At 56.0% G+C, this 20,230-nt stretch carries 19 protein-coding genes and 1 pseudogene; 9 read left to right on the forward strand and 11 right to left on the reverse strand.

The features are described 5' to 3' along the window. Positions 1–183: pseudogene (locus RT613_RS20265) on the forward strand (HlyD family secretion protein); the annotation flags it as partial. Between the two features lie 134 nt (positions 184–317). Here the strand turns inward: RT613_RS20265 and rplI are convergent. The 5 genes from rplI to RT613_RS20290 form a co-directional block, all read right to left on the reverse strand. Next, the gene (gene rplI / locus RT613_RS20270) at positions 318–893 is read right to left on the reverse strand and encodes a 50S ribosomal protein L9 (protein WP_313618188.1); all 576 of its coding nucleotides are present in this window, start codon (positions 891–893) and stop codon (positions 318–320) included. 20 nt (positions 894–913) lie between these two features. Next, complete coding sequence (locus tag RT613_RS20275; protein ID WP_313618189.1) at positions 914–1,888, reverse strand: DUF2232 domain-containing protein; 975 nt, start codon at positions 1,886–1,888, stop codon at positions 914–916. A gap of 186 nt (positions 1,889–2,074) precedes the next feature. Continuing rightward, complete coding sequence (gene rpsR, locus RT613_RS20280; protein WP_192487431.1) at positions 2,075–2,323, reverse strand: 30S ribosomal protein S18; 249 nt, start codon at positions 2,321–2,323, stop codon at positions 2,075–2,077. A 19-nt stretch (positions 2,324–2,342) separates the two neighbouring features. Then, complete coding sequence (gene rpsF / locus RT613_RS20285; protein ID WP_313618190.1) at positions 2,343–2,774, reverse strand: 30S ribosomal protein S6; 432 nt, start codon at positions 2,772–2,774, stop codon at positions 2,343–2,345. Positions 2,775–3,223: 449 nt separating this feature from the next. Beyond that, on the reverse strand, positions 3,224–4,267 hold the full coding sequence (locus RT613_RS20290; RefSeq protein WP_313618191.1) for an aldo/keto reductase: 1,044 nt from the start codon (positions 4,265–4,267) through the stop codon (positions 3,224–3,226). A 214-nt stretch (positions 4,268–4,481) separates the two neighbouring features. Here RT613_RS20290 and fabD point away from each other — a divergent pair, with 214 nt between their 5' ends. The 8 genes from fabD to RT613_RS20330 all read left to right on the forward strand — a co-directional run bounded on the left by fabD (position 4,482) and on the right by RT613_RS20330 (position 12,439). Further along, a complete protein-coding gene (gene fabD, locus RT613_RS20295) occupies positions 4,482–5,426 on the forward strand; it encodes an ACP S-malonyltransferase (protein ID WP_313618192.1) in 945 nt (314 codons plus the stop codon). A 33-nt stretch (positions 5,427–5,459) separates the two neighbouring features. Beyond that, entirely contained in the window at positions 5,460–6,197 is a 738-nt protein-coding gene (gene fabG, locus RT613_RS20300) for a 3-oxoacyl-[acyl-carrier-protein] reductase (RefSeq protein ID WP_313618193.1), read from the forward strand. 340 nt (positions 6,198–6,537) lie between these two features. Continuing rightward, on the forward strand, positions 6,538–6,774 hold the full coding sequence (locus tag RT613_RS20305; protein ID WP_027507378.1) for an acyl carrier protein: 237 nt from the start codon (positions 6,538–6,540) through the stop codon (positions 6,772–6,774). A gap of 105 nt (positions 6,775–6,879) precedes the next feature. Then, entirely contained in the window at positions 6,880–8,142 is a 1,263-nt protein-coding gene (fabF, locus tag RT613_RS20310) for a beta-ketoacyl-ACP synthase II (RefSeq protein WP_313618194.1), read from the forward strand. A 238-nt stretch (positions 8,143–8,380) separates the two neighbouring features. After that, positions 8,381–9,595, forward strand: coding sequence for an endolytic transglycosylase MltG (gene mltG / locus RT613_RS20315; RefSeq protein WP_313618195.1), 1,215 nt, complete (start codon positions 8,381–8,383; stop codon positions 9,593–9,595). Positions 9,596–9,717: 122 nt separating this feature from the next. Beyond that, positions 9,718–10,605, forward strand: coding sequence for a YicC/YloC family endoribonuclease (locus RT613_RS20320; protein ID WP_313618196.1), 888 nt, complete (start codon positions 9,718–9,720; stop codon positions 10,603–10,605). 4 nt (positions 10,606–10,609) lie between these two features. After that, the gene (gmk, locus tag RT613_RS20325) at positions 10,610–11,272 is read left to right on the forward strand and encodes a guanylate kinase (protein WP_313618197.1); all 663 of its coding nucleotides are present in this window, start codon (positions 10,610–10,612) and stop codon (positions 11,270–11,272) included. Between the two features lie 111 nt (positions 11,273–11,383). Continuing rightward, positions 11,384–12,439 (forward strand): 2,3-butanediol dehydrogenase, encoded by a 1,056-nt coding sequence (locus tag RT613_RS20330; RefSeq protein WP_313618198.1) that lies wholly within the window; start codon positions 11,384–11,386, stop codon positions 12,437–12,439. 89 nt (positions 12,440–12,528) lie between these two features. Here the strand turns inward: RT613_RS20330 and rsmA are convergent, their stop codons facing one another. The 6 genes from rsmA to lptF form a co-directional block, all read right to left on the reverse strand. Further along, entirely contained in the window at positions 12,529–13,359 is an 831-nt protein-coding gene (rsmA, locus tag RT613_RS20335; RefSeq protein ID WP_313618199.1) for a 16S rRNA (adenine(1518)-N(6)/adenine(1519)-N(6))-dimethyltransferase RsmA, read from the reverse strand. Continuing rightward, a complete protein-coding gene (gene pdxA, locus RT613_RS20340; RefSeq protein ID WP_313618200.1) occupies positions 13,359–14,384 on the reverse strand; it encodes a 4-hydroxythreonine-4-phosphate dehydrogenase PdxA in 1,026 nt (341 codons plus the stop codon). Before pdxA ends, rsmA begins: the two co-directional genes overlap by 1 nt. A 15-nt stretch (positions 14,385–14,399) precedes the next feature. Further along, positions 14,400–15,347: a peptidylprolyl isomerase gene (locus RT613_RS20345; RefSeq protein WP_313618201.1), complete on the reverse strand. Its 948-nt coding sequence runs from the start codon at positions 15,345–15,347 to the stop codon at positions 14,400–14,402. Positions 15,348–15,582: 235 nt separating this feature from the next. Next, positions 15,583–17,895, reverse strand: a complete 2,313-nt coding sequence (locus RT613_RS20350; protein ID WP_313618202.1) for an LPS-assembly protein LptD — start codon at positions 17,893–17,895, stop codon at positions 15,583–15,585. Further along, on the reverse strand, positions 17,895–18,983 hold the full coding sequence (gene lptG / locus RT613_RS20355; RefSeq protein WP_313618203.1) for an LPS export ABC transporter permease LptG: 1,089 nt from the start codon (positions 18,981–18,983) through the stop codon (positions 17,895–17,897). The genes RT613_RS20350 and lptG overlap by 1 nt, the downstream gene beginning before the upstream one ends. Then, a complete protein-coding gene (gene lptF / locus RT613_RS20360) occupies positions 18,980–20,149 on the reverse strand; it encodes an LPS export ABC transporter permease LptF (RefSeq protein ID WP_313618204.1) in 1,170 nt (389 codons plus the stop codon). The genes lptG and lptF overlap by 4 nt, the downstream gene beginning before the upstream one ends. Between the last annotated feature and the right edge of the window lie 81 nt (positions 20,150–20,230).

Here is a 20,230-nt window from a genome sequence, read left to right on the forward strand (position 1 = left end):
TTCTCGGTGATCAAGCCGGACAATGCCACCGGCAACTTCGTAAAGATTGCCCAGCGCATCGGTGTGCGGGTTTCCATCGATCCCGGTCAGGAGGTGGCTGGCGAACTCACACCTGGTATGTCCGTGGTGGTACGCATCGACAAGAGCAAGTCTCCTGACGCTGCAGAGACGGTCGCAGAGTAATTCTGGCCGCTGCCCGGCCGCCTTTTCCTCAATCGGAGAGGCGGCCATCACCAATGTCTTTTCATTGCCCCAAAACGACAAAACCCCGGATGTTGCCATCCGGGGTTTGTTTTTCAGCCCGAGGGCTAAAAAGATTATTCGTTGTCGAAGTCGCCTTCGGCTTCTGGGTCGAAGAAATCTTCTGGACGCAGAGCGTCTTCGTCAACGCCGTAGATAGCGTCAGCGGAGGTGAGGCTTTCGCCCTTGGCCTGACGCTCAGCTTCTTCAGCAGAACGAGCAACGTTCAGTTCAACCGAGATTTCAACTTCGGAATGCAGGTGAAGCGTAACGTTGTGGATACCGATGGTCTTGATCGGTGTGTTCAGCTCAACCTGGTTACGGCCAACGGTGAAGCCTTCTGCCGACAGGATTTCAGCAACGTCGCGAGCAGCAACAGAACCGTAGAGCTGACCGGTTTCGCCTGCGGAGCGAACAACAACGAAGGACTTGCCTTCGAGTGCTGCTGCAACCTTGTCGGCTTCGGACTTGCGCTCGAGGTTACGAGCTTCGAGCGTTGCACGCTCAGCGTCGAAACGGGTCTTGTTGGCTGCGTTGGCGCGCAGTGCCTTGCCCTGCGGCAGCAGGAAGTTACGTGCGTAACCGTCACGAACCTTGACGACTTCGCCCATCTGACCGAGCTTGTTAATGCGTTCGAGAAGAATAACGTCCATCTTCTTGATCCTTTCTAGTTTTAAGTGTTGGTTTCGTTTGTTGTGTCTGTTTTCCGCATCGGTGTCAGAGAGATCGTGCTTCGCACGTCACTCATGCCGAGGACGAGAATGATGAGCAGCGGAAACATGAAGACCGCTGAAAGATAGGCGAGCAGCAGAACTGGCAAACGCCATTCCTTGCCGCGAGAACGGTAATGCAGTGACGCAAATCCGGACATCAGGAAACCCGCGCCGAACGTGCCTGCAACCACGGCACCACACATGGCGATAGCACCACCAAGGAAGGTTGCCACGATGCTGGCAAGGAACACGAATACGGCGTTACGGTGCATGCGCAGAGCGGCCGGAATGTCTTCGCGTGGACGAAGAGCCTTACCAAAGGAACCAGCAAGACGGCTGCCAAAATAATAGGCCGCAAACAACAGAATGACCCAGATGCCACCCTGCACGATTGGCAGCATCAGCACCATCAATGCCTTTGTCTGGGCAAGCGCCAACTGGTCAGGGGAGAAGGAGGGTTCTTGTGCGGTCACCGATGACATCATCAGGTCAACCATTTGCGACACCAGTTCCGGGCCATAGCCGATGATGTAGCCAAGAATGATGACGGCGATGCTGATGATCACGCAGAGATGCAGAATGATGCCGGAGAGTGGGTACCAGGCCAGCAGATCTTCCGGTCCACCGATTTCCGAAGCAGGGCGTGCCAGATTGGCCAGATGCGAAATCCACGCGGCCGGAATCAGCGTAAAGATTGCCAAAGCCCCCGCGAACGGTGGGTTGGCGATGATGGAGCCCAGGATGACGGCGGTCACAACGGCTGTAATGGCAGCGCGGTTGCCCCAGCCGAGACCGGCAATGAAAACGGGCATGGCGGATGCGGCATAAAGCAGGAACGAAAAAGACGAACGCTGACTTGCGCCAAGTGTCAGAAACACGGCGGCAATACCGGCAAGAATACCGGCAATCAGCACTGTCTGGTTCAACTGTTTCACGTCGCTGTCCTGCTTCTATAGCAGTTAGAGGACCGTCTTTTTAAACGTCGTCCCCAACATGGGTTTTGTGTCTAGTCTCGATCCGCGCCCAACGCGGAAGGAATTCGAAGTCGCCACCGACTGATTAAAAGTCAGTTGCCTGGTAGAAAGACGAGGCCGCACAAGGTGCAGCCTCGCCAAAAATCATTATGCTACAACGTATGGCAGCAGGCCGAGGAAGCGTGCACGCTTGATCGCCTGAGCGAGTTCGCGCTGCTTCTTCTGCGAAACGGCTGTGATACGGGAAGGAACGATCTTGCCACGCTCAGAAATGTAGCGCTGCAGAAGACGGATGTCCTTGTAGTCGATCTTCGGTGCGTTAGCGCCGGAGAAAGGGCACGTCTTGCGACGGCGGTGGAAAGGACGGCGTGCCTGAGAAGAGGATGCGTCAGCCATTGTTTTTTCTCCTTAACGCTTATGCACGGTCTGCGCGTGGACGTGGAGCGCGCTCGAAGCCGCCTTCACGTGGGCCACGGTCAGAACGCTCTGGACGGTCGCCATCACGACGTGGACGGTCGTCACGGTCGCGCTTCTGCATCATAGCAGATGGGCCTTCCTCGTGAGCTTCAACAGCGATGGTCATGTAACGAAGAACGTCTTCGTTGATGCGCATCTGACGCTCTACTTCGTGGATGGCAGCAGCCGGTGCATCGATGTCCAGCAGGGCGTAGTGAGCCTTGCGGTTCTTCTTGATGCGGTATGTCAGGGACTTGAGGCCCCAGTTCTCGACACGGCCAACCTTGCCGCCGAACGATTCGATAACGCCCTTGTACTGTTCTACAAGTGCGTCAACCTGCTGGGCGGAAATGTCCTGCCGAGCAAGGAAGATGTGTTCATAAAGAGCCATAGTAGCTTGCCTTTCTTGCGTTTTGTTCTCACCCGGTTACGGCGCTAAGCCTCAACGACTGCTCTTGAGCGGGAAAACCCGATGGCAAGAAAAGCGTTGTTCGAGACGGTCGAGAGCGGAGACACGGGAGGCCGGAAAAACCTTATGGTTCCTGCTGTTTCGAAAACGAAACCAGCCCTCCGTTCAGCCACCAGCCATAAGACCGGATGTTGCGAACAGCGCGCTTATACGCATTTTGGGCTGTATTGCAAGACTTCGCAGCAAAAAGGCACTGTAGAAACGCCCGTCTGGCAATGCTTTTAACACTGAGGTCTTTAATTGGCTGCTGTTGAAGTCTTCATTTAGACGTTGACTGAAAAGGGCTGTCGCACAGTCATGCCAGGTACCGATGGGTAGTTAGGCAGATTGAGGAGCGCGGTAACGCCTGTGGGCTACCGCGCTTTATAGAATCAGATTGGCATCGGGTACTGGCGGTGAATGGCAGCAATCGCTTTCAGAACCTCGTCGGACAGTGTTACGTCCTTGGCGGCGATGTCTGTTTTCAACTGCTCCATCGTGGTTGCGCCGATAATGCAAGACGCCATGAACGGACGGGTCAGTGTAAAGGCGATGGCCAGCTGTGCTGCATCCAGCCCGTGCTGGTTAGCCAGATCGAGATAGGCCTTAACAGGCACTTCCTGCAACGGCTGCAGACGACCGCCAATATCGGTGTTGATGGTGCCCCGCGAACCGGCCGGCCGTGCGCCGTTCTGATATTTGCCGGTCAAAATGCCGCCAGCCAGCGGCGAGTAGGCCAGAAGGCCAACATTTTCATGATGCGCAACTTCGGCCAGATCGAGGTCGAACGAACGATAGAGCAGGTTATATTCGTTCTGAATGCTGGCAACACGCGGCAGACCCTTGGCTTCGGCCAGATCAATATATTTCTGCGTGCCCCATGCGCTTTCGTTGGAAAGGCCGATAGCACGAATTTTCCCGGCCTTGACCAACTCGCCCAGTGTTTCGAGCTTTTCGTTGATCTCAGCAAGTGTGCGATTCGTATCCTGTCCCGAAGCATCAAAACCCCATACACCGCGGAAATGGTAGGTGCCACGGTTTGGCCAGTGGATCTGGTAGAGGTCGATGTAGTCAGTGCGCAGGCGCTTCAGGCTGGTGTCGACGGCTTCGCGGATGCCCACGGCATCGATGTCGCGACCATTACGAATATAAGGACGACCCGAGCCGGCAACCTTGGTGGCCAGAATGACTTCGCTGCGTTTGCCGGTTTTTTCGAACCATGTGCCGATATAGTCTTCGGTCAGGCCCTGCGTTTCGGCTGAGACCGGCGTCGTCGGGTATAATTCGGCTGTATCGAAGAAATTGACGCCGTTTTCGATGGCGTAATCCATCTGTTCGTGCGCCTGTGCTTCTGTGTTCTGTGTGCCCCATGTCATGGTGCCAAGGCAGATCTCCGACACGGATATGCCCGTGCGGCCGAGGGTGTTATATTTCATGACTGAAATTCCTGACGTGCTGAAGAGGAAGGGAGGGACCTGGAATTTAGGAAGGAATTGCGTTGACGCAAGTCAAAAATATTGGCCTTTCCAACCGGGTATAAACCTCAAAGGACTTGTGAATCCGCAGTTTCTAGGCTTCATCGCACTTGACTCCGTACATCATTGCGTGAATTGGAAAGCAAAAAATAACCGGAAAAACAGGAAATACCTCATGAAAATCGCTTTCACCTTTCCCGGACAGGGCAGCCAGTCCGTTGGCATGGGCAAGGATCTTGCCGAGAATTTCGCTGAAGCACGTTCGGTTTTTGAAGAAGTTGACGAGGCCCTCGGCCAGAAGCTTTCCGACATCATGTGGAATGGTCCGGAAGAAACCCTGACACTGACCGCCAATGCCCAGCCAGCCCTGATGGCGGTATCCGTTGCCGTCATGCGCGTACTGGAAGCCAAGGGACTGAACCTTGCCGACAAGGTTTCCTTTGTCGCCGGTCACTCGCTCGGCGAATATTCGGCACTCTGCGCTGCCGGCACATTCTCGTTGGCCGATACTGCGCGCCTTCTGCGTATTCGCGGCAACGCCATGCAGGCGGCCGTTCCGGTCGGTCAGGGCGCCATGGCTGCCATCATCGGCCTTGAGCATGGTGATGTGGAAGCAATCTGCAACGAAGCGGCCGTTGGCGGCGTCTGCCAGATCGCCAATGACAATGGCGGTGGCCAGCTGGTGATCTCCGGTTCCAAGGCTCCTGTTGAACAGGCGGCTGCGCTGGCATCGGAAAAGGGCGCCAAGCGCGCCATCATGCTGCCAGTCTCCGCACCGTTCCATTCCGCACTGATGGCACCTGCTGCCGACGCAATGCGTGAGGCTCTGGCTGGTGTCACCAAAAACAGCCCTGTCGTACCTGTGGTTGCCAATGTGCGCGCCGCCCCGGTGACAGACGCCGAGGAAATCGCCAGACTTCTGGTCGAGCAGGTGACGGGACAGGTTCGCTGGCGCGAAACCGTTGAATGGTTCGCTGCCAATGATGTGACTCAATTGTATGAAATTGGCTCCGGCAAGGTGCTGACGGGTCTTGCCCGCCGCATCGACAAGACGGTGAATGGTATTGCGGTCAACTCGGCTGCGGATATCGACGCCGCGATTGCAACTCTTCTGGGCTGAATGCTGCGCGCATTTCTGGATAAGGAAAAGAATATGTTTGATCTGACTGGCCGCAAAGCTCTCGTCACCGGCGCAACCGGTGGCATCGGTGAAGAAATCGCTCGTATGCTGCATGCGCAGGGCGCAACTGTCGGCCTGCACGGCACCCGTGTCGAAAAGCTGGAAGCACTGGCTGCCGAGCTTGGCGACCGCGTCAAGATTTTCCCGGCCAACCTGTCCGACCGCGCTGAAGTCAAGGCGCTGGGCGAAAAGGCTGAAGCCGAGCTGGAAGGCGTCGATATTCTGGTCAACAATGCCGGCATCACCAAGGACGGCCTATTTGTTCGCATGAGCGATGAAGACTGGGACAATGTTCTGGAAGTGAACCTGACGGCGATGTTCCGCCTGACGCGCGAACTGACACATCCGATGATGCGCCGCCGTTTTGGCCGCATCATCAACATCACTTCGATCGTTGGCGTAACCGGCAATCCAGGCCAGGCAAACTACTGTGCCTCCAAGGCCGGCATGATCGGCTTTTCGAAGTCGCTGGCCCAGGAAATCGCGACCCGTAACGTCACGGTCAACTGCGTGGCGCCTGGCTTTATCGAATCGGCCATGACCGGCAAGCTGAACGACAAGCAGAAAGAAGCCATCATGGGTGCCATTCCCATGAAGCGCATGGGGACCGGCGCTGAAGTTGCTTCCGCTGTGCTTTATCTCGCGTCCAACGAGGCTGGCTACATGACGGGGCAGACCCTGCACGTCAACGGCGGCATGGCGATGATCTAAGGTTACACGTTTCGCGTGTCGCCAGCGCAAAACGGCTTTCCGCTTTGCGTGACACGCGTTATGCCCATAGGCATTGTCAGGCTTAAATAGTCTGTAGAGTGCGGTGTGTGGCGCGATTTTCAGTCTTTTCGCCCGAATGAAACCATGTTAAGCGGGCGAAGACTGTGAACAGTTGTCCCGTCGGGAACAGGCGATGGTTGCTCTTTTTTGTGACTATGGCTAGCTTTGGGCGGGGTAAAAGGGTTTGCCCTCGGTGCCGGATTTGAACGGCGCATGCGGGTGTTAACAGGGCAGGGTGCCGTCAGGCAGCCCTTCAAGGATAAAGGTCGAGGAAACCGACATGAGCGATATCGCAGAACGCGTAAAGAAAATTGTAATTGATCATCTTGGCGTTGACGCCGAAAAGGTTGTTGAAGGCGCAAGCTTCATCGACGATCTGGGCGCTGACTCGCTCGACACGGTCGAACTGGTTATGGCCTTCGAAGAAGAATTCGGCGTTGAAATCCCAGACGACGCTGCGGACTCCATCCTGACGGTTGGCGACGCTGTAAAGTTCATCGAAAAGGCTCAGGCCTAATCGATCGTAATGAGGGAAGGTGAGATCCTTCCTGCCTTGGCCCGGCAAGTTCCGGGCCAAAGTTTTATCATAGACATGTGAATTCTATAGGGTGGAGCGTTGGCGATGAGGCGTGTCGTTATCACCGGTACCGGCATGGTATCTCCTCTTGGGTGTGGAACGGAAGTAACGTGGGAACGGCTATTGGCCGGCCAGAACGGTGCCCGTCTTGTAACCGAATTCGAAGTCGAAGATCTTCCAGCAAAAATTGCTTGCCGCATTCCTCTCGGAGATGGCTCCGATGGTACGTTCAATCCAGATGACTGGATGGAACCGAAGGAACAGCGCAAGGTTGATCCTTTCATTGTTTATGGCATGGCAGCCGCCGACATGGCGCTGGCCGATGCCAACTGGCATCCTGAAACGGACGAAGACCAGATCATGACCGGTGTTCTCATCGGTTCTGGTATTGGTGGTCTCGAAGGTATTGTTGAAGCGGGTTACACCCTGCGCGACAAGGGACCACGTCGTGTATCGCCGTTCTTCATTCCAGGACGTCTTATCAATCTGGTGTCCGGCCAGGTGTCCATTCGCCACAAGCTGCGCGGACCGAACCACTCCGTTGTCACGGCGTGCTCGACCGGTGCGCATGCCATTGGTGACGCTGCCCGTCTGATCGCGCTTGGCGATGCTGACGTGATGGTTGCCGGCGGCGCGGAATCACCGGTTTGCCGTATTTCGCTGGCCGGTTTTGCCGCCTGCAAGGCACTGTCCACCCAGCACAATGACGATCCGCAAAAAGCGTCCCGTCCCTATGACCGTGACCGCGATGGTTTCGTGATGGGTGAGGGTGCCGGTATCGTTGTTCTGGAAGAGCTGGAACACGCCAAGGCACGTGGTGCCAAGATCTATGCCGAAGTGGTGGGTTACGGCCTGTCTGGCGATGCGTTCCATATCACCGCTCCATCGGAAGATGGTGATGGCGCATATCGCTGCATGTCCATGGCGCTGAAGCGTGCAGGGCTGACAGCGGCTGATATCGACTACATCAATGCGCATGGCACATCGACCATGGCTGACACCATTGAACTGGGCGCGGTTGAGCGTCTGGTTGGTGATGCCGCCTCGAAAATCTCCATGTCGTCGACCAAGTCGGCCACCGGTCACCTGCTGGGTGCGGCCGGTGCCATCGAGGCGATTTTTGCGACCCTGGCGATCCGCGACAATGTCGTCCCGCCAACGCTGAACCTCGACAATCCCGACGTCGAAACCAAGATCGACCTCGTGCCGCATAAGGCCCGCAAGCGTGACGTGAATGTGGCTCTGTCGAACTCCTTTGGGTTCGGTGGCACCAATGCGTCGCTCGTACTGCGCCGTTACGAAGGCTGACCAAACTTTCGTGACTTGCCGTTTGTAGCGGAATCAATCAAAAAGCGATGAACATCGCGGGCCGGAAAACCAAATGCTTTCCGGCCCGTTATTGTATCCATGGCCTGTCGTCATAGATTTTACGCAAGACGACCTCGAAACATGGGCAAATTTGTGCAGACTGCCTGCCGAACCTGTTTTTGCCGTATTGGATGGTCAAATAGACCGATTTGGAATGCAGAACTGAAAAGGACCGCCGGTGAGCGATACGAACCAGAACAATCAGCCGCCTTTCGGACGTGATGCTTCCGGCGAAAATAAGACCGGACCCATCATTCCCAAATCGCCGACTGAGGCCTTGCGGCCGGAGAAGGTTCCAGCCCCGCCGAAGCGCTCGCGTAAGGCCCACGGCCAGTTCATCGTGTTCCTGAACTTCCTGATGAGCCTGGCGGTTATCGGCTGTATCGTGGCTGTGGCCGGCTTCTACTACATGATCAACACATTCCAGTCGCCGGGACCGCTGGCAACCAACACGCACTTCATCGTGCGCAATGGCGCCAGCCTGTTCGATATTGCCAACAATCTTGAGCGCAGCGGCATCATCGATAACAGCCGTGTGTTCCGTTACATGACCGACAGCATGGGCAAGGGCCAGCGCCTCAAAGCCGGTGAATATGAAATCAAGGCCAATGCCTCGATGAAGGAAATCATGAACCTTCTCGAATCGGGCAAATCGATTCTCTATTCGGTGTCGCTGCCAGAAGGTCTGACCAGCAAGCAGATGTTTGACCGCCTGTTGAACGATCCGGTTCTCGAAGGTGACCTGCCGTCCGAAATTCCGACGGAAGGCAGCCTGCGCCCGGACACATACCGTTTCTCGCGCGGCACCAAACGTCAGGAAATCGTTTCGCAGATGCAGGCCGCTCAGAAGGCTCTGATCGAGCAGGTCTGGGCCAAGCGCGATGCCGACCTGCCAGTCAAGACAATTGAAGAATTCGTCACGATGGCTTCCATCGTCGAGAAAGAAACCGGCAAGGACGACGAGCGCGCCCATGTTGCCTCGGTGTTCATGAACCGTTTGCAGAAGGGCATGCGTATCCAGTCTGACCCGACCATCATCTATGGTCTGTTCGGTGGTGACGGCAAACCATCTGATCGTCCGATCTACCAATCCGACCTGAAGAAGGAAACGCCCTACAATACCTATATCATCCGCGGACTGCCGCCAGGCCCGATTGCCAACCCAGGCAAGGCGGCGCTGGAAGCGGTTGCCAATCCATGGCGCACCGAAGACCTGTATTTCGTGGCCGATGGCACAGGCGGACACGTGTTTGCCAAGACACTGGATGAGCACAACGCCAATGTGCGCCGCTGGCGCAAGATCGAGGCGGAACGTGCAGCCGCTGGCGGCAACCCCGAAACGGCCGTTGATGGCCAGCCGGGTGGTACTGACGCGGAAAAGCCTGCGAACTGATCGTTTGTTACGGGCGCCTGCATGAAAAGTGCAGGTGCCTTTCCTTTTGAGTACGCCAAACAAGAGATAGGGCATTTCCGGTGAACCACGTTCACCTGAAATGCCTTAGCCATGAGGGCAAGATGACATTGCAATCCATGACCGGTTTTTCCCGTAGTGAAGGCACCAGCGGTCGCCATCGCTGGGTCTGGGAGCTTCGTTCCGTTAACGGCAAGGGGCTCGATATGCGCCTGCGCCTGCCGCCAGGTATGGAGGCGCTGGAGGTCGATGTCAGACGCCTAGCGGGGGAAAGCCTCGTGCGTGGCAACATTCAGGCATCCCTGTCAGTCTCAGTGACCGACAACAGGCTGGAAGCCGTGGTCAACCAGGACACACTCGACGCCGTCATGACGTTGAAAACGCAGCTTGGCGGCATCATCGCCGATGGACCGATGAGTTTCGACACACTGCTGTCCATTCGTGGCCTTGTCGATTTTCGCGAGGCTGAAGATGACGAGGAAACCCGCGCCCATCGCGAACGGGACTTGCTGGCCGGTTTCACCAGCGCGCTGGCCAAATTGAAAGACATGCGGGAACGCGAAGGCGCCGCTCTGTTTGCGGTGCTGAGCGGTCACATTGATCGTATTTCCGACCTGACGGCGGTAGTTGAAAACGACCCGTCCCGCCAGCCGGAAAAAATTGCCGCACGTCTTGCCACGCAACTCGCCCAGCTTGGCGAAGGAGTGCATGGGCTGGATCGTGACCGCCTGCATGCCGAGGCGGCGCTGCTTGCCACCAAGGCTGATCTGCGTGAAGAGATCGATCGTCTCGGCGCTCACGTGGTTGCATCACGAGAACTGTTGAAAAAAGGCGGTCCTGTTGGACGCAAGCTTGATTTTATTGCACAGGAATTTAACCGGGAGTCGAATACCATCTGTTCCAAATCGAATGCCGTTGCCGTAACGGAAGCGGGTATCGAATTGAAAGTGGTCATCGACCAGTTCCGTGAACAGGTTCAGAATCTGGAGTAGATATATGGCACCGGTGAGCAAATCTCCCGAAAAGATCGCCCGCAGAGGACTGATGTTGGTGATCTCGTCTCCTTCGGGGGCAGGCAAGTCAACGATTGCCCATCATCTTCTGGAAGATGACCCGACCTTGGGTATCTCCATCAGCGTGACCACTCGGGCCAAGCGTCCGAGTGAAATTGCCGGAAAGCACTACCATTTCGTGACGATCCCGCAATTTGAACGCATGCGCGAATCCAACCAGTTGCTGGAATGGGCCGAGGTTCACGGGAATTTTTACGGAACGCCACGCGAACCTGTCGAAACAGCGATGGCCGAGGGGCGCGACATGCTGTTCGATATCGACTGGCAGGGCGCAGAGCAGTTGCAGGAGAAGATGTCGGCCGATGTGGTGTCGATCTTCATTCTCCCACCAACCATGACAGAATTGCAGTCGCGTCTTCATCGCCGCGCAGAGGATACCGAACAGGTTATCCGCACACGCCTGTTGAACTCCCGCTCGGAAATCGAACACTGGCGCGATTACAACTATGTCATCGTCAATGATGACCTCGACAATGCATTCCGCTCCGTGAAAAGCATTGTTTACGCAGAACGGCTGCGCCGCGACCGCCGCCATGGCATGTTCGAATTTGTGAGCAAGTTGCTGGAAGAAGAACCTCAACTGTAAAGTGTCGCAGGAAGGCGACATATTTTGTGGCCTTTCTGATCTAAGTCACGTCAGTCTTATTTTTGCGATGTATTCTCCTGGTTGTGAACTCACAGCATACAGGAGAATACCATGAAAGCTGCGCGCTGGCACAAAGCCAGAGATATTCGCATTGAAGATGTTCCGACGCCTGTTCCGGGTCCCGGTCAGGTCAAGATCAAGGTCAAGTGGACCGGGATTTGCGGCAGCGATCTTCATGAATATGTCGCAGGCCCGATTTTCGTACCGGTTGATAAGCCGCATGCCGTCAGCCACGATGTTGCCCCCATCATTATGGGGCACGAGTTTTCCGGTGAGGTTGCCGAAGTTGGTGAGGGTGTGACCAAGGTCAAGCCCGGCGACCGTGTGGTGGTTGAACCAATCCTGTCCTGCGGCAAATGCGCCGCTTGCCAACACGGCAAATACAATCTGTGCGAAGACCTAGGTTTCCATGGCCTTTCCGGCGGTGGCGGCGGCTTTTCGGCCTACACTGTGGTTGGTGAGCGCTGGACCCACAAGATGCCGGAAGGCCTCTCCTTCGAGCAGGGCGCCCTCGTGGAGCCTGCTGCTGTCGCATTGCATGCTGTGCGCCTCTCAAGTCTCAAGGCAGGCGGTACAGCCGCCGTATTCGGTGCAGGGCCGATTGGTCTTCTGGTCATCGAAGCTCTGCGTGTGGCCGGCGCAACGTCGATCTATGTGGTGGAGCTGTCCGAGCAGCGTGGCGCGAAAGCCAAGGAGCTGGGTGCAACTGCGGTTATTGATCCATCCAAGGAAGATGCAGCTGCCAGGATCAAGGAATTGTCCGGCGGTGGTGTGGATGTCGCTTTCGAGGTGACGGGTGTGCCGGCCGTTCTGCAGCAATGCATTGATGCCACGCGTTATGAAGGCGAGACGGTCATTGTGTCGATCTGGGAAAAGGACGCCAGCTTCCAGCCAAACACGGTCGTTCTGAAAGAAAAGACCCTCAAGGGCATCATAGCCTACCGTGATATCTTCCCGGCAGTCATGGACCTGATGGTGCAGGGTTACTTCTCTGCTGAACGCCTTGTCACCAAACGCATCGCGCTTGATGACATCGTGGCCGAAGGGTTTGAAACGCTGGTCAAGGAAAAGACCCAGATCAAGATCCTGGTCGAAGCGCCGGTCTGATCATAACTCGCCGTGCGGCATGGCACCATGCCGCATGGTTTCCGTTAGCCCTGAAAGGGCGGACGACAAGGCGCATTTTTCAAATTGGACTAGAGGGCGTTGGCGATTGCCACGAATTCCTCGACCGACAGGGTCTCCGCACGGCGCGTGGCGTCAATCCCGACTTTTGCCAGCAGTGTTTCTCCACCCAGTGGTTTCAGGCTCTGGCGCAGCATCTTGCGGCGTTGACCAAAGGCAGCTTCAGTCACCTTTTCCAGCTTGGCCACATCACAGGGCAAAGGTTTTTCCCTGGGGAGAAGATGAACCACGGTCGAATTGACTTTTGGTGGTGGTGAGAAGGCCTGTGGCGGCACATCAAATGCCATTTCCGACGCGGTTCTCCAGCCACTCAACACGCCGAGCCGGCCGTAATGATTGTCGCCTTCTTCCGCCACGATGCGCTGGCCAACTTCCTTCTGGAACATCAGCGTCATGGACAGCCAGAATGGCGGCCAGGCGGGTGGTAACAGCCAGTTGACCAGCAATTGCGTGCCAACATTATAAGGCAGGTTGGCAATGATACGCACAGGTTCACTGGCCGGAACCAGCGAGGCGAAATCTGTTTTGAGCGCATCGCCTTCGATAACCTCAAGGCGGCCCGGATAATGATCTGAAATCTCGGCCAGCACCGGCAGGCAACGCGGGTCGCGCTCGACGGCAATGACCTTTTTCGCACCCAGTGACAGGATGGCGCGGGTCAGCCCCCCCGGTCCGGGACCAACTTCGAAAACCGTCACGCCGTCCAGTGGCCCGGCCGTGCGGGCGATCTTTTGCGTCAGGTTGAGGTCAAACAAGAAGTTCTGGCCCAATGCCTTGCGGGCATCCAGACCATGTTTCTGTATGACCTCGCGCAGTGGCGGAAGTCCGTCAATCGCCGCCATTATGCTGAAGCCATCTGCTGGCGTGCGACAAGCTCTGCCGCAAGATTGAGAGCCGCAACAAGGCTGCTTTCACTGGCCATGCCCTGGCCGGCAATGCCGAAGGCCGTGCCGTGGTCTGGCGACGTACGGATAAACGGCAGGCCCAGCGTGACATTGACCGAGTCGTCAAAGCCAAGTGCCTTGGCAGGGATAAGCGCCTGATCATGATACATGCAGATCGCCACGTCATAACGCTTGCGCGCAGAATCATGGAACATGGTGTCGGCGGGCAGGGGGCCGATGGCCTCGATGCCTTCGTCACGCAGCTGCATGGTGGCAGGGTGTACGATATCGCGGTCCTCGTGACCGATCGCGCCATCCTCGCCCGCATGCGGGTTGAGGCCGGCAACGGCAAGCCGAGGCGAGGCGATGCCAAACTTCTCTCTCATGTCCTTGGCGACAACCCGGCATGTATCAACGATCAATTGCTGGGTCAGCTGGCCGGCAATATCCTTGACCGGAATATGGATGGTGACCGGCACGACCTTCAGTTTCGGTCCGGCGATCATCATCACTGGAAATGCCTGCTTGCCGGCAAGTTTAAGCGACAGATCTGCCAGGAATTCTGTGTGTCCGGGGAAACCAAAACCGGCCTTGTATAGGATCGACTTGGCAACAGGGTTGGTCACAATTGCCGAGGCGCGACCTTCGAGGCAAAGCTGAACGGCGGTCTCGATGCACTTGATTGTTGACAGAGCCGACGCTTCATGCGGTTCGCCAGCCTGAACGGCAAAACCTGCCGGGATATCCAGTACGGGAATTGCCGTATCGAAAATCGAAACAGCCTCTTCCGGCGTTGCGTCCTGAACGGAAATGCTGACGCCGATAACGGCGGCGCGGCTTTCCAGAACGGAGCGGTCACCAACATAAATGAAGGGACGGATGCCGTTCTGGGAGCGGTTTTTCCATGCGGCTATTGCAATATCAGGACCAATCCCGGCGGGGTCGCCCTGCGTCAGGGCAAGCGGAAGTTCAAGAGCAGCCACGTATATTCCTCAGACTCAGTTATTGACGATCTGAGCCTTTTTCCGCAACTCATCAAGATATTTCTTCTCGTTTGGATTGTCGCTGCTCTGCTCTTTCGTCAGGTCTTCGGCGCGGAACACCACTTCAGCGGCAAAATCGTCAGAAACCTGACGCTGTTTGCAAATGGCCAGATATTCGACGCCTTTTTCGGTGACGCGGGTACCGGTGGTGCCGCCTTCCTTGGTCTTTTCAATCAGCGGCTTCCAATCCGGCGGCAGTTCAGGGGCCAGAATGCGGCCAAGATCACGAATGGACACGTCCATCATTGTGGCCGCAAAGGTCTTTGCCTGTTCGCAACCCGGGTATTTTGAGCGCGATGCTTCAGCTTCCGACTTGCGCTTGCCGGTAATGGATTTGCGCTTGGCTTCCGGAATGACGAAGATGATCTGCTGCAGGAAATATTCCGTAGTAACCGGCTTTTCCTTGCGCTCCATCATACGCGTGACGAGGTCCTGGTTGGACATGCGGCCAGAGCTGCCATAACGGGCATTGACCAGACGTGGCCAGCTCATCTGTACGGCAATAAAGGCTTTGAAGTGTTCGGCCGTTACGCCAGACTGCGACAGGATTTGCGTCAACTGGGCCGGTGTCATCTTGTTGCTTGCGGCAAAGCGGGCAAAAGAGGCATCCACGGCATCCGTGCTCACAGACATGCGCATGCGCGCGATTTCTTCGCGCTTCAATGCTTCATCGATCAGCTGTTCTTTGGCAAGCGTGTTGAGGTTGCCTTTCTGGCGCTGCAGCTTGAGAAAGGCAACGCGCTTGGAAATGTCGCTGCTGGTGATCGGGTTCTTGTTCACAACAACCGTGACCGCACTGGCAGCCTGTGCGTCAGACGCAAGCGGAGCAAGGAACAGGGGCAGGGCCAAGAGAGCCGTTCCGAATGCCACAGTACGAAATGTGGCCTTGCCGAAATTCATCATGTCCTTCTCCTTATCCCCGAAGCGGAAGATATCCGCCCCTGAATATCACGATCTATGCTGTCTGTTACTGTTAAGGCGCCCGTATATATCACCGCTTATGCTGAAACGGCAACGGTTGCAAAGCGTTATTCCTGCATTCAGGATTTGGCAAAAGCGTGGCGCTGCTGCTTTTGCGGCCAGATAGGGCAACAAAAAACCGGTATCGGAGACCGATACCGGTTTGAAAGTCATATCGTCAGTCTGTTGAACCGATATTGACGTCGCCCAGCGTACGGAAGCTGAGGCGGGCGCCAATTGACCAGTCGTTGGCCGCCTGACGTTGGGAATCGATTGTTCCGACATCGGTATAGGCCACGGTCAAGATGGTACATTCATCCTGATAGGTGATGCCGATCTTTCGCTCACTGGAATACTTGTTGTTCAGGTCGTAATTGATCGAACCGAATAGAGACCAGTTGTCATTGACCTTGACGCTACCCGATGCCTGAACGATCTCGCGGTCGAACACATAACCATAGTCAGGCTGTGCCTTGACCTGGGTGTAGCTGACCTTGGCGCTGAAACGACGGTCGGTGTAACCAACGCCGGTTTCAGAGCGTTCGATTTCCAGATCGTCCTTGTCGAAACGCAGGCTGGACGACAGCGTGATGCCGATCGGGGCATCAATGGCTGCCATGGCCACGTAGTCGGAACGATCGGTCTCGAGGCCGGAATTGGCACCGGCATTGACGAGATCGGCACTTGCGAACGGATTGTCCCCAGCCAGATGGAAGGATTGTCCGGCGATAGCGCGGATGCCGTAACCATTGTCGAACGTGCCGTTGTAGCGGATACCGAGATTGGCGCGCGTGCCGCCTTCAATACGGTCGAATCCGCTGAACTTGTCACGGTCAAACAGGTTGGTGGCATCGAACACGAATGCCTGTGCATCCTCGTTCGGCAGGCCACCGGAATACTGTTCGTTTGGACGAACAAACAACTGTGCGATTGGCTCGATCACGTGGCTGCTGGTGTTGCCCGAAATCAGCAGGGGATAACGGACTTCAAGACCACCGGTCACCATGCCACGCAATGTTGCATCCGAGCGGAAGTCACCGTCATAGGTGGCTGGAACAGTCATGTCGTTCCAGCTTGCATCACCGCGAGCGGCGAGAAGCGGGGTGACCTGCAAACCACTGTCAAATGTGAAGGTCCGCTTCCATTCGGTTTCAGCGGTGAAACGCGTATAGGTGCCATCGAGGCCATTGCGGCGCTCGCTGCCATCAAGCGTGTAAATGTCCTGCTCAAGACGCGTCAGGCTGGTGAAGTTTGTCGTGACAGACAATTCGCCACCATACACATCTTCCGGAGCGTACCATTTGTAATCCAGTGACGGATGAACGATCGCCTGCTTGCGCTCTTCAAATTCGCTTTCGTCGCGGTCCTGAATGTTGAAGTAGTAAGCGGCCAGATCAAACGAGTTACGCTCGCCTTCACCCTGCAGGTAGAGGCGGTTCGTCTGCGTTGAATTGCTGTAACCGGGCAATTCGTAGGTGCGCGAGAAGTTGTTGTCGGTCTGGACCATCACGTCCCAGCCGAACGACCAGCGCGGGTTGATCTTGAAATCACCCTTGGAGGCAATCATGCCGCGAGTATCATTTTCCGCGTCACTGGTGCCGAGCGTAAAGTCGTCGGAATTTTTCTGGTTGATGCCAGCAATGTTGACGGTATGGCTGCCATTTTCAAACCGCTGGCGAATTTCTGCCTGCAGCAGAAGACCCTGGTTCGTGTAATAATAAGGTGTGATCGTTGCGTCTGACGTATCAGACAGGACCTGAAAATACGGAACGCCAATACCGAAGCCAAGATTGTCCGTCACGCTCATGCGCGGGAACAAAAAGCCGGACTTGCGCTTTACCGTATTATCGGGAACGACCATGAACGGGAGGTAGGCAATTGGTTTGCCAAACAACTCGAAACGCGCCTTTTCAAGGCGTACGGTGTGTGTTTTGCCATCCTGAACAACGCGCTCTGCCTTGACCTGCCACAGCGGCGCCTTGTCGGGGCGCTGGGCACATGGAAGACAGGCAGTGTACACGCCGTTGTTCAAAACAGTCGTGTTTTCGTCAATGCGTTCGGCGCTTTCGCCGGCAATGCGGGTGTTGTCGGTTGTCTCGACGCGCAGGGCATTGAGGAAGCCCTGCGAAAAGTCGTCGGTCACATCAAGCTCATCGGCATAGATCTTGTTGCCGTCTGGCTCGATCAGTTCGATGTTGCCACGCGCAATAACGCGGCCGGATTTCTGGTCGTATTCAACTTGCTGGGCCACCATGCGGTAACCCGTATAATGCATGCGCACGCCACCAGTCGCGACAACGCGTTCTGCATCACGATTATAGGTCAGTTGATTTGCTGTAAGCAGGAGTTTCGAATCATCTGTATTTTCCGCTGCGACAATGCCGTCTTCGGCAAATGCCACCGGAGCTGATGATATGTACGCGCACACAGCGGCACCCGTCAGAAGGGCCGCACATAGCCGTCTGATATTCCCGCGGTCATATACCGCCACTAGCCGTCCTCCTGATGAAGCAGCACAGTTGCACCCAACGCAACCGCCACGATGACTGGTACCCAGACCGCGACGAAAGGTGGGATCACGCCACTGCTTCCGAATGCTCTTACGAGCACGGTTATTACATAAAGCACGAAGCCGGAAACTATTCCACCCAGAATCACCGAGCGGGATTGAGCGAACCGGCTGAATTTTAGTGATACTGTTGCTGCAATCAAGGTCATGGCGACCAGCAGTAACGGCATCGAAAGCATGAAATGATATTGTGTTTCGAGCGCTTTTGACGACAGTCCGAATGAACGTGCAATCTCGATTTTTCTGGAAATGTCAAAGAAAGCAACGGTTTCCGGCTGCGACATGCGCTCTTGCACGTACTCCTGTCTCAAATTGGTGCTGATTTTTGCGCTTTGAAGGAAGCTCGGAATTTGTCCTGGCTGTGTCTGATACACATCAGTAAGATTCCAGTAACCATCCTCCAACTTTGCTGTGCGTGCATCCTGCCGCATGGTGATGTTGCCGTCCGTATCGAAATGGATCAACACGGCGTCATTCAGCAGGGTGCCGCCATCCTCGAAGCTCTTGGAGCCGATGATGGTGTCCTGTCCCGCGCTGGTCTGTCGCAACCAGGGGATCATGTCTGATTGGTGGACATTGCCACCGGTATTGCGCCAGCCAGCTTCCATGGTCAGAGACTGCCGCTGGCCCCAGGCCGCAAGCGGGTTGACGACGGTCATCGTGGCGACCCCCATCAATGCAGCGCCAATGATGAAGGGTGTCATGAATTGCCAGACCGAGATGCCGGCGGCACGGGTCACCACCAGCTCGTAACGACGGTTCAGTGAAATAAGGGTCGTCATGCCGACGAACAGCGCAATGAATGGAATTGTCTGCTGCAGGATCAGTGGCAGGCGCAGTGCGGTCAGCCCGAGAGCAGCCGGCACGGAGTAGCCGGGAAGGCCGGACAGGCGGCGCGCGGTTTCACTGAAATCCGCGAGAAAGATGATGCCGGACACACCAAGCAGGAACCAGACCATGGTGATCAGATAGCGGCTGAGGAAATAACGCGACAGAGTGTTGAAAATCATGCGCTGGCACCTCCCTTGTCGGACGTGAAGCGCTTGACCAAGACGCGGCGAATGGAGGCAAGTCCCTCTGCCAGCACGGATGGCAGGCGCAGCTTGCGGCCGGTGGCCAGCAGGAACAGGGCAATCGCGCCGCTTATCAGCGGAATGGCGTAAACGAACGGGATGAAGACCGCGTTCTGCTTGACCTGATTGGTAAAGTAGAACCCGAGCCAGCGCAGCATGAAGGCGGTGATCAATGCCGCGACCATCGGGTGCAGGCGTGCCTCGCGGTGGGAGCGGGCATCAGCCGCAATAACCAGCGAGATCAGCGCGAAGACGACAGGGAACATCCAGTCGGAAAGTCTGCGGTGCAGTTCGGATCGGAAGTTGCCCGGTGACTTCTTGTAGGAATCCGAATTCTCATCCGGAGAAAGAAGAAAGGCGAGGCTGCTGTCGCTGGAGCCGAATGTCTGTTCCGTCTTGCTGCTTTCCGACATGGTCGAAAGATCAAAAGCGTATGACATGAACTTGACAATGGAGACCTTGCCATCGGGGGTCTTTTGCTGGACTTCACCGTCACGCATTGTCAGGGACGTGCCACCGGGATCAATGGCGCCTTCCTTGGCGTAATAGATCAGATCAAAATTCGGGTCACGGCGGTCTGCAACGAATAGACCGCGTAAAACACGGCCCTGTCGCGCATCGATCTGCACGTAAAGGCCATCCTGAATGGTGCGGAATGTCTTTTCTTCAATGACTGAAGATAGCAAGTCGGCGTAAGCCGTTGCCACCATCTGGCGCGCCGTGCGGCGGGCAGGCGGCTCGATGAAATTGGTCACAACGAATGAGAACGCGCCCAACACTACGGCCAGGATCAGCACCGGCCGGAACAGGATGCTGCGCGGTGAACCGGCGGCATCGATGATGGCCAGTTCGGAATCATTGTTCATCGCCGTCATGGTCTGTGTAATGCCAATGACCAGTGCAAATGGCAGAACGACGGGAATAAGGGTCGGCAGAAGCATGGTCGCCAGCGTTGCAAATGAACCCATGGACTGACCCGTGTCCGTCACAAGGTTGATCCGCTGGAGAACCTGTATCGTCCAAATAATTGCCAGGACCGGGAGCAAGGCAGCCAGAAACATCTGGCTTGTGCGTCGCATTATGTATTTTTCAAGTAGCGTCATTCCGGTCCCTGAAGACGTTTTTCTGCGTCACTCCCTTACGGGGAACTTGGCCTATCTAATCGCAACAAACGACATTGGCGA

The organism is Agrobacterium sp. (genome assembly GCF_032092815.1).
Classification (GTDB): Bacteria; Pseudomonadota; Alphaproteobacteria; order Rhizobiales; family Rhizobiaceae; genus Agrobacterium.